The 15,745-nt window shown below is 28.2% G+C and carries 16 protein-coding genes; 15 read left to right on the top strand and 1 reads right to left on the bottom strand.

All coding sequences use genetic code 11. The annotated features are described in order from the left end of the window. Positions 1–52 precede the first annotated feature (52 nt). The 8 genes from TEGL_RS19470 to TEGL_RS19435 all read left to right on the top strand — a co-directional run bounded on the left by TEGL_RS19470 (position 53) and on the right by TEGL_RS19435 (position 7,165). Entirely contained in the window at positions 53–1,966 is a 1,914-nt protein-coding gene (locus TEGL_RS19470) for a BglG family transcription antiterminator (protein ID WP_018590116.1), read from the top strand. A 17-nt stretch (positions 1,967–1,983) separates the two neighbouring features. Next, entirely contained in the window at positions 1,984–2,385 is a 402-nt protein-coding gene (locus tag TEGL_RS19465) for a PTS sugar transporter subunit IIA (protein ID WP_018590117.1), read from the top strand. Between the two features lies 1 nt (position 2,386). Beyond that, entirely contained in the window at positions 2,387–2,662 is a 276-nt protein-coding gene (locus TEGL_RS19460; RefSeq protein ID WP_018590118.1) for a PTS sugar transporter subunit IIB, read from the top strand. An 87-nt stretch (positions 2,663–2,749) separates the two neighbouring features. Further along, the gene (locus TEGL_RS19455; protein ID WP_018590119.1) at positions 2,750–4,120 is read left to right on the top strand and encodes a PTS ascorbate transporter subunit IIC; all 1,371 of its coding nucleotides are present in this window, start codon (positions 2,750–2,752) and stop codon (positions 4,118–4,120) included. 77 nt (positions 4,121–4,197) lie between these two features. Then, positions 4,198–5,010, top strand: a complete 813-nt coding sequence (locus TEGL_RS19450; RefSeq protein ID WP_018590120.1) for a transketolase — start codon at positions 4,198–4,200, stop codon at positions 5,008–5,010. A gap of 12 nt (positions 5,011–5,022) precedes the next feature. Then, positions 5,023–5,949, top strand: a complete 927-nt coding sequence (locus TEGL_RS19445) for a transketolase family protein (RefSeq protein WP_018590121.1) — start codon at positions 5,023–5,025, stop codon at positions 5,947–5,949. Between the two features lie 18 nt (positions 5,950–5,967). After that, positions 5,968–6,615 (top strand): fructose-6-phosphate aldolase, encoded by a 648-nt coding sequence (gene fsa, locus TEGL_RS19440; protein ID WP_018590122.1) that lies wholly within the window; start codon positions 5,968–5,970, stop codon positions 6,613–6,615. A gap of 208 nt (positions 6,616–6,823) precedes the next feature. Beyond that, positions 6,824–7,165 (top strand): zinc ribbon domain-containing protein YjdM, encoded by a 342-nt coding sequence (locus TEGL_RS19435; protein WP_018590123.1) that lies wholly within the window; start codon positions 6,824–6,826, stop codon positions 7,163–7,165. A 49-nt stretch (positions 7,166–7,214) separates the two neighbouring features. Here TEGL_RS19435 and TEGL_RS19430 read toward each other — a convergent pair whose 3' ends face one another. Continuing rightward, on the bottom strand, positions 7,215–7,583 hold the full coding sequence (locus TEGL_RS19430) for a zinc ribbon domain-containing protein (RefSeq protein WP_018590124.1): 369 nt from the start codon (positions 7,581–7,583) through the stop codon (positions 7,215–7,217). Between the two features lie 177 nt (positions 7,584–7,760). Between TEGL_RS19430 and TEGL_RS19425 the strand changes: the two genes are divergently transcribed. The 7 genes from TEGL_RS19425 (at position 7,761) to TEGL_RS19395 (ending at position 15,678) form a co-directional block, all read left to right on the top strand. After that, a complete protein-coding gene (locus tag TEGL_RS19425; RefSeq protein WP_018590125.1) occupies positions 7,761–8,414 on the top strand; it encodes a YitT family protein in 654 nt (217 codons plus the stop codon). A gap of 175 nt (positions 8,415–8,589) precedes the next feature. Continuing rightward, positions 8,590–10,017, top strand: a complete 1,428-nt coding sequence (locus TEGL_RS19420; protein WP_018590126.1) for an NAD(P)/FAD-dependent oxidoreductase — start codon at positions 8,590–8,592, stop codon at positions 10,015–10,017. Between the two features lie 3 nt (positions 10,018–10,020). Further along, complete coding sequence (locus TEGL_RS19415) at positions 10,021–10,917, top strand: FAD-dependent oxidoreductase (protein ID WP_018590127.1); 897 nt, start codon at positions 10,021–10,023, stop codon at positions 10,915–10,917. A gap of 196 nt (positions 10,918–11,113) precedes the next feature. Next, positions 11,114–11,974 carry an NAD-dependent epimerase/dehydratase family protein gene (locus tag TEGL_RS19410; RefSeq protein WP_018590128.1) on the top strand — a complete coding sequence of 287 codons (861 nt, stop codon included), beginning with the start codon at positions 11,114–11,116 and terminating at the stop codon, positions 11,972–11,974. A 156-nt stretch (positions 11,975–12,130) separates the two neighbouring features. Further along, complete coding sequence (locus TEGL_RS19405) at positions 12,131–12,586, top strand: S-ribosylhomocysteine lyase (protein WP_018590129.1); 456 nt, start codon at positions 12,131–12,133, stop codon at positions 12,584–12,586. Then, positions 12,576–13,295 (top strand): vitamin B12 dependent-methionine synthase activation domain-containing protein, encoded by a 720-nt coding sequence (locus tag TEGL_RS19400; RefSeq protein ID WP_018590130.1) that lies wholly within the window; start codon positions 12,576–12,578, stop codon positions 13,293–13,295. Before TEGL_RS19405 ends, TEGL_RS19400 begins: the two co-directional genes overlap by 11 nt. Further along, positions 13,279–15,678, top strand: a complete 2,400-nt coding sequence (locus TEGL_RS19395; protein WP_018590131.1) for a homocysteine S-methyltransferase family protein — start codon at positions 13,279–13,281, stop codon at positions 15,676–15,678. The genes TEGL_RS19400 and TEGL_RS19395 overlap by 17 nt, the downstream gene beginning before the upstream one ends. Positions 15,679–15,745 lie beyond the last annotated feature (67 nt).

The following is a 15,745-nucleotide window of genomic DNA, read 5'->3' as shown; positions in this document are numbered from 1 at the left end:
AAATATAAAACTTTATAGAATATAGTTGTAAGGTAATTCAGGAGGGGACGAATTGATAGTACTTAATAAAAGACAAATTAATATAATTGATTTTTTACAAAATAGTTCAGAATGGACAACAATTGAAAATATAGCTAAGGTTTTTGACGTTAGTGTAAGAACTATTAGAAATGATTTAGATTGTATAAAAACATTATTAAAAGATTGCGATGCAAAACTTGAAAGAAAACCAAAGGTTGGAGTTAAGTTGATCATCAAAAAAGGAGAAAGTATAGATCATATTCTTAAGGGATATAAAAATAAGTTATATTCACCAGAAGAAAGAGCCTTAATGATAGCATTAATCTTAATGATAAAAGGAAATGCTACCATAGAAGAATTATCAGAGTATATAGAAGTAAGTAAGAATACTTTAGTTAATGATTTAAAATTAGCTGAAGTAAAATTAAAAGAATTTGATATTAGTATCTCAAAAAAATCTTATCATGGAACTTTCATAGAGGAAAATAATGATGAAAAGTTGGGAGATGCTTTCTTAAAATTATATAGTAGATTATCTGAAGGTCAGGATAAAGAAATTTATAAATGGCTATATAAATACAGTAATATAAATGAGGAATATATTAAAACAATTATAGAAACTGTAGAAGAAGAAAAAGGCATTCAATATACTGAAGAATCATTAGAAGAATTAGAAATAATAATATTATTCACTTTATCAAGAGTATTAAATAATCAAGAAGTTAAACTAGATATGAATACTGATGATGAAAATAGTGAATTTAAAACATTAAAAAATATTATAGAAAAAGTAATTAATAAAAAGATCCATAATGACAAGATAGAATATTTACTAAAAATATTTAAGGGTGCAAAAATAGCAAAGGATTTTAATTTAAATAAAGAAGAAAAAATAAATAAAATAACATCAGAAGTTTTATCTGAGTTATACACAATGTTAAACATTGAAGTAGATTCAGATGCTGAATTTATTAGACAGATGCAACTTCATTTGGAAATTGCTATTTACAGAGTGGAGAATAATTTAGTAATTAATAATCCTCTCTTAGAAGAAATTAAGTACAAAATGTCCTTTATATATGGAATTACTGAAGAAATACTAAGCAAAAAGAAAGATATTATAGGAGTAGAGTTTCCAGAGGCAGAAATAGCTTATATGGCCATGTACTTTGGAACAATTTTTGAAAAGTACGCAAAAGGAAACTTTAGTGCTAATGTATTAGTGGTTTGTAACGGAGGTTTAGCAACATCAAGCTTATTAAAATCAAGAATGAATCTAATGATTCCTGAAATAAAGATACAATCAATTTGTAGATTGAAAGATGTGGATGATTACTTAAATGAAGAAATTGACTTTATAGTTTCAACTGTCCCTTTACAAATAGAAGACTATAAAGTTATACAAGTGAATCCTCTACTAGAATCAGGAGATTCACAAAAAATAAAATCAGAAATCTATAGTATATGGTATGAAAAAAACTGTAAATACTTAGCAGACAAAGTTAAAAATGAGAATGAAAGTGATTTAACTAAGATAATACTAGAAAAGTATGCACAGTTTGAACAATCTATAGAGGATTGGAGAGAAGCAATAGAAATAGCAGCAAAACCTTTAATTAAAGATAGAAAGATAGAAAAAGCATATGTAAATGATTCTATAAGAGTTATAGAAACTTTGGGAAACTATATGATGTTTATACCTGAGATAGCTTTTGTACATGCTACTCCAGAAAATGTAGTAGAAAATGCTGTTAGTATATTGAATTTGAAAAGTCCAATAGATTTTGGAAGTAAAAACAAATCAACAGTAAAGACTATAGTGGTCCTTGCAAATAAAGAAGAAAATAAGAACTTAATTAATTTAACAAATATATTGATTAAGGATGATAATATAAAGAAATTTAAAAATGCTAAATCATATGAGGATTTAAAATCTATAGTTTAGCTAAGGGAGAAACGGGAATGTTAGTAAAAATATTAGATAAAGTAGATAACTACATGGAGGCTATAAAACTGTCATGCGATATGTTAGAAGCAGAGGGAGTAGTTGAAAATAGATATTATGATGCAATAGTAAATAAAATAGTAGAATTTGGACCATATTTTTGCATAGCAGAGGATATATGCATGCCTCATGCTAGACCAGAAGATGGAGCAATAGAAGAAGGACTTTGCATTTTAAAATTAAATGAACCAGTAGATTTTATGGGAAAAACAGTTAGAGTATTCTTCACATTATCAGCAAAAGATAATGAGTCACACTTAGGACTTATGAGAAAAATTGCAGATGTATGTATGAATAAAGATAAATTTAATAATTTACTAAAGGTAGAAACAGAACAACAATTAATGGAGGTATTTTAATATGAAAAAAATAATGGCAGTTTGTGGATCAGGATTAGGATCAAGTTTTATGGTAGAAATGAATATAACAGATGTATTAAATGAACTAGGTGTAGCTGATCAATATGAAGCTAGTCATACTTCATTAGCAGATGTAACAGCATCAGATGCAGATATATTCGTAACTGGTGCAGATTTAGCAGATAGTGCAAGTCACTTACCAGAATTAATAGTGTTAGATTCTTTATTAGATAGAGATGAATTAAAAGCTAAGATACAAGAAAAAATAGGAGCTTAATCAATATCCCCTTTTTATAAATAAAAGGGGTAAAAAATAATAGTCATAAAAACGTTTTACTAAAAATCAGAATGAGGGGAAGTTAAAATGACAGGATTTTTAAAAGTATTAGTAGATTTTATATCGGAACCAGCGGTATTAGTAGGTATTATAGTTTTAATAGGTTTGTTACTTCAAAAGAAACCTGTAGATGTAATAATAAAATCAACTTTAAAAGCGATGGTTGGATTTGTTGTAATTAGTGCAGCAGCAGGAGTTATAGTTGGATCATTAGAACCATTTGGTGTAATGTTTGAAAAAGGATTTAATATATCAGGTGTTATACCAAATAATGAAGCAATAGTTGCAATGGCTATAGATGAATTCGGTACAGCAACAGCTTTAATTATGGCATTTGGTATGGTAGCAAATATAATAATAGCAAGATTCACAAAGTTTAAATATATATTCCTAACAGGGCATCATACTTTATTTATGTCTTGTATGATAGCTGTTATATTAGCGTCAGGTGGAATGAGTGGAGTACAATTAATATTCACAGGTTCATTAGCTTTAGGTTTAATAATGGTATTATCACCAGCAATGTTACAACCTTTTATGAAAAAAATAACTAAAAATGATTCAGTAGCAATGGGACATTTTTCAGGAACAGGATATGCATTATCAGCATTAATAGGAAAAGTTGTTGGTAAAAATTCTAAATCAACTGAAGAAATGAAAGTTCCAAAATCTTTAAGTTTCTTAAGAGACTCAGTAGTATCAGTTTCAATAACAATGTTAATTCTTTATGTTATAGTTGCAATAGCAGCAGGACCAGAATTTGTTGAAACAAAATTATCAGGTGGAGACAACTTCTTAGTATTTGCATTAATCCAAGCATTAACATTTGCAGCAGGATTTATATTAATACAAAATGGTGTTAGATTAGTACTTAACGAAATAGTACCAGCATTTAAAGGTATATCAAGTAAGTTAGTTCCAAACTCAAAACCAGCTCTAGATTGCCCGATAGTATTCCCATATGCACAAAATGCAGTTTTAATAGGGTTTATATGTTCATTCTTAGGAGGAGTAGTTTCTATGGGAATCATGGGAGCTTTAGGATTAGTAATGATAATACCAGGTGTTGTACCTCATTTCTTCTGTGGAGCAACTGCAGCAGTGTTTGGGAACTCAACTGGTGGTAGAAGAGGAGCTATAGTAGGGTCATTTGCAAATGGTGTACTAATATCATTCTTACCAATAGCATTATTACCTGTACTTGGGAACTTAGGATTTGCAAACTCTACATTCTCAGATGCAGACTTTGGAGTTGCAGGTATATTCTTAGGAAAAATTCAAGAATTTATAGGTGGAAATGGCTTAACAGCAGTTCTAGTAGGAATATTTGTATTACTAGTTGCTATAAGTGTATTTTCTAAAAATAAAGAAGAAAAAAATACTGAGGAAGCAGCTTAATATATATAAAAATTGAGGAATTGTTTATTCCTCAATTTTTATACCCAAAATCATAATAATTGAGGAGGAAAGATTAAATGAACAAGGAAAATTTAGTAGAAATATCAAAAGAATTGAGACAAGATATTATTCAAATGATAAATAAAGCAGGTTCAGGACATCCAGGAGGATCTCTTTCTGTTATAGATATATTAACTTATCTTTATTTTGAAAAAATGAATGTGGATGTAAAAAATCCAAAAGCAGATGACAGGGATAGATTTGTGTTAAGTAAAGGTCATGCAGCGCCAGCACTTTATGCAACACTTGCAAAAAAAGGATTTTTTGATAAAGAAGAGTTAAATAATTTAAGAGAATTAGGCTCAATACTTCAAGGTCATCCAGATGCAAAAAAATGCCCAGGTGTAGACATATCAACAGGATCTTTAGGACAAGGTATGTCAAATGCATGTGGAATAGCTTTAGGATACAAAATTAATAAATCAACTGGAAGAGTATATGTTGCCCTTGGAGATGGTGAGATTCAAGAGGGAATAATCTGGGAAGCTATAATGGCAGCTAACAAATACAAATTAGATAATTTAGTAGCTATTATAGATAATAATAAAATTCAATTAGATGGTAGAACAAGTGAAATAATGCCAAATGATAACTTAAAAGAAAGAATAGTTAATTTTGGATGGAATGTGGTTGAATGTAATGGTCATGATTTTGAAGAGTTAGAAAAAGCATTTAATAATGCAGAATCTACGAAAAATAAACCTACTTGTATAATAGCTAATACTGTAAAAGGTAAAGGCGTTTCTTTCATGGAAGACAATGCAGCTTGGCATGGTGCAGCACCAAATGCAGAACAAACTAAACAAGCTATAGAAGAAATTATAGGATAGGGAGGGGTTTATATGAAAAGAGCAACTAGAGAATCATATGGAGTTACATTAGTAGAATTAGGAAAAGAGAGAAAAGATATAGTAGTTTTAGAAGCTGATTTATCAAAAGCTACTAAATCTGAAATGTTTGCTAAGGAATTTCCAGAAAGATTTGTTAATGTGGGAATAGCAGAACAAAATATGGTTGGTATGGCAGCAGGACTTGCGAGCACAGGAAAAGTTCCCTTTGCTACAACATTTGCAATATTTGCAGCAGGTAGAGCTTTTGAAGTAATAAGAAATTCAGTATGCTATCCAAAAGCTAATGTAAAAATAGCAGCAACTCATGCAGGAATAACTGTAGGACCTGATGGAGGGTCTCATCAAGCAATAGAAGATATAGCACTAATGTGTTCACTTCCTAATATGGTTGTATTATCTCCAGCAGATGATATAGAAGCTTGTAAATGTGTAAAAGCAGCAGCTGAAATAGATGCACCAGTTTATTTAAGATTTGGAAGAATAGCTTTAGATGATATATATACGGATGAATATGATTTCAAAATAGGCAAAGGGAATGAACTTATGTCTGGTGATGATGTTGCCATAATTTCCACTGGAATAATGGTTCACAAATCATTAAAAGCGGCTAAAGAACTTAAAGAAGAAGGTATAAATGTAAGAGTTATTAATATGGCTACAATAAAACCTATAGATGAAGAAATAATAATAAAGGCAGCAAAAGAAACAAAAGGAATAGTCACAGTTGAAGAACACTCAATTATAGGTGGTTTAGGAGATAGAGTATCTGCTGTAGTTTGTGAAAATGCACCAACAGTAGTTAAAAAAATCGGTGTACAAGATGTATTTGGAGAATCAGGAAGTCCTGATGCTTTATTAGAAAAACACGGATTAACAGTTGAAAATATAAAAGAAACAGTAAAAAATATAGTTAGATAATTTAAGGAGATACAGCAAATGAAATTATTCATAGATACAGCAAATATAGAAGAAATAAGAGAAATTGCAGAATTAGGTGTTATATGTGGAGTTACAACAAATCCTTCATTAATTGCAAAAGAAGGTAGAGATATAGTTTCTGCAATGAAAGAAATAACAGAAATAGTTAATGGACCAATAAGTGCAGAAGTAATTGCTCTAGAATGTGATGAGATGGTTACAGAAGCTAAAGAATTGGTTAAAATACATAAAAATATAGTAATAAAATTACCAATGTGTAAAGAAGGACTAAAAGCAGTAAAAATATTATCTCAAAAGGGAATAAAAACTAACGTAACATTAATATTCTCAGCAGTTCAAGCTTTAATGGCTGCAAGAGCTGGTGCAACTTATGTAAGCCCATTTGTAGGCAGATTAGATGACATAGGAACAGTAGGTATAGATTTAATCTCGCAAATAAGTGAAATGTTCCAAATACACAATATACAAACAGAAATAATATCAGCAAGTATAAGACATCCAATGCATGTACATGAAAGTGCTTTAGCTGGTGCTCATATAGCAACAATACCATATAAATTATATAATCAAATGTTTAATCATCCATTAACTACAAGCGGAATCGAAAAATTTGTTAAAGACTATGAAGAAGCATTTGGAAGATAAAGTTAAGATAAAAAGAGAGCGAAATAATTCCTCTCTTTTTTATTTAATGTAGAATATCATATAAAAACTATTAAATAGATAAACTAATTGTATATAGGTATATTGCTAAGTCATAAAAATATGATACAATATGAAAGGCTATAAAGCTGTTATATAATGAAGAATTCTATTTTAAGAATTGGACATAAGAAAGAGAGGAAATAATATTATGGAAAATTATCCAAATTGCCCTAAATGTAATTCAGAATATACTTATGAAGATGGAACTTTATATGTTTGCCCAGAATGTGCTCATGAATGGTCACAAACAGAAGAAGCAACAGAAGAAAATGTAATAAAAGATGCAAACGGAAATATATTAAATGATGGAGATGCTGTAACAGTAATAAAAGACCTTAAAGTAAAAGGATCTTCATCTTCTATAAAAATAGGAACAAAAGTTAAAAGCATACGTTTAGTTCCTGATGCGGCTGATGGACATGATATAGAATGTAAAATAGATGGTTTCGGAGCGATGAAACTAAAATCAAGCGTTGTGAAAAAAGCATAGAATAAAAAAGAACTAGATTTAAACCTAGTTCTTTTTATTTATTATAATATTATAGTTTTTCTCCACATTTAGGGCAATATTGAAAATCTTCATCACCTATGTACCCGCAGTAGGAGCATCTATTTATAGTAGTCTGATTATAGTTTGCTAATTGTAAGTCATTTTCTGAAATTACAATATTTTCTCCCCTACTTATTTTTACTCCTAAATCATCATTTAAAATATAAATACTATTACAACAAGTACTTTTTATATAGTATTTTTTATTCCATTTAAAAAGTGGAATAAAGAAAATACTGAAGCACATATAAGTCATATAAACTTCTATTCTTCCAAATGCTGCACACATAGGACAAACCATGGTTTGAACATAATCTAGTTTCTTCTCTCCATTGGAAATACCACAAATAAAAAACATAATATCAACTCCTATATTAATTATATCACATGATAAAAAAATTAATTAACCATGAAAATGATTAAGAAAACAGTTTATTGCCACTAAAAACTAATATGTTTTTTGAAAATATATAGTATAATATATACTTAAGTTACAAAATATATAATTTTTTTAATATGAGAAGGGAAATTAAGTATGAAAAAAACTAATAATTTTATATCAATTATAAGAGACTACATTATTGTAACAATAGGGGTAATATTAGTTGCATTTGGAATACAATATTTTTATGCACCAAACCAAATAGCAGGTGGTGGACTAAGTGGATTAGCACTGGTTATTAGTAACTACGTTCCTGTATTGTCTGTAGGTACAATTATATTTTTTGGGAATTTGATACTATTTGTAATAGCTTTTATATTAGTCGGTGGAGATTTTGGAATGAAAACCATTTATGCGAGTTTTGCACTATCTTTTGTAATGGATTTTATGGAAAAAGTAATAAACTCTTATGCGTTAACAAATAATTTACTATTTGCAGTTATATTAGGTACTTTAATAATAGCAGCAGGAATAGGTATAACATTTGCTATAAATGCTTCTACAGGAGGTACTGATATATTAGCAAAAATACTTAACAAGTATTCCGCAATAAACTTAGGTATATCTTTATTAATAGTAGATTTAGCCGTTGTTGTATGTGGAGCATTAACGTTTGGACTAGATAAGGGATTTTATTCTTTATTAGCTGTAATAATGAATGGATTAGTAGTTGATAGAGTAATTATAATCATAGAGAAGAAACAAAAATATAATTTAAAATTAAAAGAAGAAAGCTTAGCTGCCTAATAAAAAAAACGTATCAATTATATTGATACGTTTTTTTTATGATTATAATAAATATTTTTCATGATAAAACATATGGAAAATAAATCTTAAGAGGATTATAATATTGATGAAATGTTGATAAATTTGAAGTATTTAGTAAATATTAAATTTGACAATAATTTAAGGAGGAGTAGTTTTGAAAGATATTGTAATAATAGGTGCTGGCGTAATAGGTTGTTCTATTGCCAGAGAATTATCTAAATATAATTTAGATGTGGCAGTAATAGATAAAAATCAAGATATATCAGAAGGAATATCTAAGGCTAATAGCGGGATTATTCATGGTGGATATAATGAAAAAAAAGGAACATTAAAAGCGAAATTAAATTTAGAGGCAAATAAAATAATAGAATTTTTATCTGAAGAGTTAGATTTTTCTTTCAAAAGAAACGGATCCTTAGTATTAGCTTTCAACGAAGATGAATTTAAAAAATTAAAAAAACTAAAATCCAATGGAGAAGAATTAGGAATAAATGAATTAGAAATCTTAGGTAAAAGTGAGGTTTTAGATTTAGAAGAAAATATAAATGATGATGTAGTAGGAGCTTTACATGTGAAAAATTCTGGTATAGTAAGTCCTTATGAAATGACATTAGCATTTGCTGAAAATGCTTGTGAAAATGGTGTAGATTTTTTACTAGGATATGAAGTAACTGATATAAAAAAATGTGAAGATTCTTATACACTTATTATAAATGATAAAGAATCTATAGAAGCGAAAATAATTATAAATGCAGCTGGTTTAGTTGGTGCATTTTTAAATAATCTAGTAAGTGAAACTAAATATGAGATAGAAGGGGTAAAGGGAGAGTATTGTTTACTTGATAAAACAGCAGGTGAGCTTTGTAAAAAAACTTTATTTCAAGTACCAAGTGACTTAAGTAAAGGAATTTTAGTTACTCCAACAGTGGACGGAAATTTATTAATTGGACCAAATGCTATTCCTAGCGAAGATGAGGATGTCAAAACTACAAGAGAGGGAATAGATGAAATAATAGAAAAAAGCAAAAAAACCATGAAAAAAATACCTTTTGCTAAAGTTTTAAATACTTTTAGTGGAATAAGACCCAAAGTTAAAACTAAAGATTTCATTATTGAAGAAGCAAGAGATGTTAAAAACTTTATCAATGTAATAGGTATAGATTCCCCTGGCCTAACTTGTGCTCCAGCCATAGCAAATTATGTAATAGATTTAATAAAAGATGGTATCAAATTAGAAGAAAAAACAAACTTTAAACCACATAGAACAAAAATGATAAGAATGAGTGAACTTAGTATAGAAGAAAAAAATAAATTAATAGCTGAAAATCCTGCTTATGGTAAAATGATATGTAAATGTGAATTTGTTACAGAAGGTGAAATAATAGATTCTATAAAAAGACCTTTAGGAGCAAGAACTTTAGATGGAGTAAAAAGAAGAACAAGAGCTATGATGGGAGGATGTCAAGGAATTGGTTGTATGATACCGATAAGCGACATCTTAAGTAGGGAGTTAGATATAGACATAAGTGAAGTTAATAAAGATATTGAAAGTTCTTCAGTAGTAGGATTTAAGGAGGATTAATCCATGGAAGCATATGAGTTAATAATTGTAGGCGGTGGTGCAGCAGGTATGCTTTGTGCCATTGAAGCAAAAAAATCAGGCATAAAAAATATATTAGTAATTGAAAAAGACAATATCCTTGGAGGTGCTTTGTGCTTAGGAAATTATAATATAAGTAATGAATTAAAGATAACAGGTAAATTTTATAGAACTTATTTAATAGAAGAATATGAAAGATATAACATTGAGACAAAATTAAATACAATGGTATTAAAAATTGAAGAAAATAATGAAGTATTATGTACAAGTCCAGCTAATGGCATTGAGAAAATAAAAGGCGAAAAAATTATATTAGCTAATGGAGCAAAAGAAGGATCTAGAAAAGCTATAGCCATGGTAGGCAGCAGATGCGCAGGAATATATACTGTAGGAATGGCAAAGAAAATTTTTGCTATGGATAATATAATACCAGGTAGAAAAATTCTTATAGATGGTTGGAATACATTATATATGATTGAAAAAGAACTAAAAAGAAGTAATGTTGAGGTAGTTGGAATCATTTCTGATAAAGAAGAAATAAATACTTATGGATTAACAGAAAATATATACTATAACTATGAAATATCAAACATAGAAGGAAAAGGTCGTGTAGAAAAAGTAATCATAAGTAATGGTGAAGAAGAAGTTGAAATAGAATGTGATTCAATACTATTTGCTAAACAACAACTATCTGATGGATTAGTTGCAATGAGAAGTGGAATTAAATTAAATCCAGATACCACCGGACCAGAAGTAAATGATGAATATATGACTTCAAAGAGAAAAGTGTACGCTTGTGGAAATGGAATTTATATTCATGATTATATAGAAGAAATAGAAAGAGAAAGTGTATTATTAATAGAAGAAATTATTAATAATTAATAATATATGAGATGAAATTTAATTACTTTACATTTCATCTCTTTTTTATACACTAAGGTTATTTAGCTCTTAAATTATATAAAAAAATATAAAAATAATAGTATAAAATTAAAAAAATAACAAAGTCATAAAATATAGAAAATTATGCTATTATATATAAGGGACTATTATTGTATAAAAGGAGGATGTATTATAAATGTGTTCGGTTTTAATTATGGGAGGTAGTGATTTTATTAGTTCATCACTAGCCAAGTACTTAATTAAAAGTAAATATAATGTGGACATAATTACAAAAGACATTAAAAAGATTAACTTTAATGGAATAAACAAGCATTTAATTTGTGACAGAAACAACTTAGATGAAGTAAAAAACATCTTAAAAGATAAGAAGTATGACTATGTTTATGATATAAGCATAAGAAATAAAGAAGATGCAGAAATACTTATTGATAATTTAGATAATGAATCATTAAAAAAATATATAGTAATATTATCTCAGGAAAATCATATTAAAGAGGAAGTATTGAATATTGAAAACTTTATTCAAAACACATCAATTCCTTATATTATAATTAGACCATCTCATATATATGGTGATAAAAGTAAGGTATCTAAAGAATCATATTTTTTTCATAAAATAGAAAAATCAATTGAAATAGTAATCCCTAAAAATAGTAATTTAAAAGCGCAATTTATTTATATAGATGATTTTATAAAGGTATTATTTAGTTTATTAAAAACTAATCATGTTAGAGAAATATATAATGTTACAAATCCCCAAGTAATATCATTGGAAGAATGCATAAAAATATGTAGTGAAATTATAGGAAAAGAAGCTAATATTAAGTATACTGATTCAAATATTGTTGATACGGATATAAAACAAATATTTGGAGGAAATTATTTAGATATAGATAAAATAATACAACATGGACTATATATTCCAAATGTATTATTAAATAATGGAGTAGAAATTTTATATAGTTGGTATAAACGAACTTACCAAGAAAAGATAAGTATAAAAAACAAAATAGAAAAAGTATTACAAATAGGATAATATAAAGAAATTACTAGCCTTTACCATAAAAAATGGTAAAGGTTTTTTTGTCTAAAAATTAGAAATATTTGTGAAAAAAGTAAAAAAGAATACTATAATAATATTAATGTTATTTTAGGATAATATATTAACAATTTGATATAAGGAGTTTAAAATATGGAAAAAGTAGAAAGTTTTAAGTTAGATCATAATAAAGTAAGAGCACCTTATGTAAGAAAATGTTGTGTTTTAGATGGAAAAATGGGAGATAAGGTTAGTAAATTTGATTTGAGATTTTTACAACCTAATATGGAAGCTTTTGGAACAGCTGCTATACATGGCTTAGAACATTTATTAGCTACATATTTAAGAGAAGAATTAGAAGATATAATAGATTTATCACCAATGGGTTGTAGAACAGGTTTCTACTTAATAATGTGGGGTGATGTAGAGCCTAGGTTAGTTAAATCAGGACTAGAAAGAGCTTTACAAAAGGTAATAGATTGTAATGAGATGGTAGCAGCATCTGCAGTAGAATGTGGAAATTATAGAGATTTATCTCTATTTGGAGCACAAGAATATGCAAAAAAAGCATTAGAAGAAGGGTTCTCTTTGAGCATTTATGGAAAATAATATGATAGATAATATTAAAAGCTTAATTGAAATAGATGAGAGAGAAGTTTTAAGATATTTACAATATAAAGATCAAGATATAGATGATAATTTATCAGATAAAATTAAACATTGTATAGATATAACAAGGGAAATTATAAATCCAAGGTTTATATTTAGAAAATATAAAATAAAAAAATTAAAATTATCTGAGGTAAAGAGTGAAGTTTATTTAGAAGGGGCTAATTTAACTTTACAAAGTGAGGATATATATAATTTATTGCTAGAATGTGATGAATGTATATTAATGAGTGCTACTTTAGGATTAGAAATAGAAAGAGAGATTAGAAAATTAACTTATACAGACTTAACAAAAGGTATAATCATAGATGCTTGCGCCACAACGGCTATAGAGGAAGTTTGTGACATAGTTCAAGATAATATAGCAAAAAAATTATTAAAAGAAGATAAATATATAACTTATAGATATAGTCCTGGATATGGAGATTTATCCATAGAAAAAAATGTTGATATTAATAATTTACTAAATAGTCAAAAAGAAATAGGACTAACTGTAACAAATAGTGGAATAATGATTCCAAGAAAATCTGTAGTAGCTTTAATTGGAGTTTCTCGCAAAGGCACTACTAATACTAAAAAATCTTGTGATAATTGTAGTAATAGATATAATTGTGATTATAAAAAGGAGGCCGATGGTTGTGGAAATTAAAGAATATTTAAAAAATAACTTACTAATATTTGATGGTGCAATGGGTACGATGCTTCAAAGAGAAGGCCTTCCTATTGGGGATAATCCAGAAATATTTGGATTGAAAAATCCTGATAAATTATTGAAAATACATAAAAAGTATTTAGACGCTGGTTGTAATGTATTGACTACAAATACATTTGGATGTAATGAATTAAAAGTTACTAAGCTAAGATATACTGTAGAAGAAATAATTAATAATGCCATTACAATAGCTAAACAAGCAATAGATGAAAGTGACAAAAGTAAGCCTAGATTTGTGGCACTAGATATTGGACCAATAGGAGAAATGTTAGAACCTATGGGAACTTTATCTTTTGATAGAGCTTATGAAATATTTAAAAGACAAGTTGTACAAGGGGAAAAAAGTGGTGCAGATTTAATTATAATAGAAACAATGATGGATCTTTATGAGGCAAAAGTAGCAGTTCTTGCTGCGAAAGAGAATACAAATTTACCTGTTATATGTACTATGACATTTGATGAAAATGGAAGAAGTTTCACAGGATGCTTACCTGAGGCTATGGTTGCTACCATAGAAGGACTAGGAGTAGATGCCCTTGGTGTTAACTGTTCTCTTGGACCTAAACAGCTTCTGCCAATAGTAAAAATAATTACAGAGTTAGCAAATGTTCCAGTAATTGTTCAAGCTAATGCAGGTTTACCTGTAATTGAAAATAGCCAAACTGTATATAAAATGACTGCAAAAGAATTTTTCCAAGGAGCAAAAGAATTTGTTGATTTAGGAGTATCTATTATAGGTGGGTGCTGTGGAACTAATGAAACATTTATTAAGGAAATTTGTGATAATATAGATAAGTTACAAAAAAAAGAACCCAAAAGAAGAGAATCTACAATTGTATGCTCTGCTGTAAAATATGTAGATGTACAAGGGCCAACTATAGTTGGAGAAAGATTAAATCCAACAGGAAGACAGCCTCTAATAGATGCATATACTAATGGAAATAATGACTATGTAATAAATTTAGCTCTAGAACAAAGTAAAGAAGGATCAGAAATTCTAAATGTTAATGTGGGAGTACCAGAATTAGATGAAGAAAAAGCCATGAAAAGAGTAATAAAAGGTATACAAGAAGTTGTAGATATTCCTTTACAGATTGATTCCTCCAATATAGATGCTCTAGAGGCAGGCCTTAGATATTACAATGGAAGAACAATAGTAAACTCTGTTAATGGTAAAGAAAAGTCTTTAGAAACTATATTACCTCTTGTGAAAAAATATGGAGCATGTGTAGTAGGATTAACTTTAGACGAAGATGGAATACCGAGTACAGCTGAAGATAGATTTAATGTTGCTAAAAAAATAGTTGAAAGAGCAGAGGAATATGGAATAAGAAGAAAAGATATTTTCATAGATTGTCTTTCTCTTACTGTATCTGCTCAACAAGATGAAGCCATGGAAACAATTAAAGCAATAAAAATGGTAAAAGAGAAGCTAGGTTGCAAGACAATATTAGGTGTTTCAAATATATCTTTTGGTATACCTAATAGGCACGGACTAAATAATACTTATTTAAATTTAGCATTAGGGTCAGGTTTAGATTTACCTATAATAAATACAGAAGATAGAGTAATGGTGGAATCTGTATATGCTTATAAAGTAATAAGCAATATGGATAAAGGTTGTTTACAATATATTGAAAAATTTAGAGATGTTTCTAAAGAGAGTAAACAGAAAGAAAGTAAAAAACATGATAATTTAACTTTAGAAGATGCTATAGAAAGAGGTTTAAAAGAAGAAGCAAAGGATTTGACTCTAAAAATTTTAAGTTCCAAAGATGAGCATTATGTTTTAGACCAAGTGCTAATTCCAGCGTTAGATGTTGTAGGATCTAAGTATGATAAAGGAGAACTGTTTTTACCACAGATGATACAATCAGCGGAAACAGTAAAGGTTGCTTTAAATATTATAAAAGAGAGATTAAGCAAAAGTAATAATACATCTTCAAAAGGAAAAATAATAGTTGCTACTGTTCAAGGAGATATTCATGATATAGGAAAAAATATAGTTAAAATAATGCTTGAGAATTATGGTTATGAAGTTATTGACCTAGGAAAAGATGTTCCAATAGAAGAGGTTGTAAAAAGAGCTAAAGAGGAAAAAATTGAACTTATAGGACTTAGTGCTTTAATGACTACTACTGTAGAAAATATGAAAAAAACAATATCAGAATTAAAAGAAAATCAAATTAATGCAAAAGTATTCGTAGGTGGTGCAGTAGTTACTGAAGAATATGCACAAAAGATAAATGCAGATTATTATTCTAAAGATGCAAAATCTGCAGTAGAGATTGCTAAAATAAATTTTAACAACAAAATATAATTGAAAAAAAATATGATAGTATGTTAAAATATAAATGCAGTTTATAATTTTATATACTTAAAATAAG

Source organism: Terrisporobacter glycolicus ATCC 14880 = DSM 1288 (assembly GCF_036812735.1).
GTDB classification, from domain to species: Bacteria; Bacillota; Clostridia; order Peptostreptococcales; family Peptostreptococcaceae; genus Terrisporobacter; species Terrisporobacter glycolicus.
This window is presented reverse-complemented; position numbering and strand designations above follow the sequence as displayed.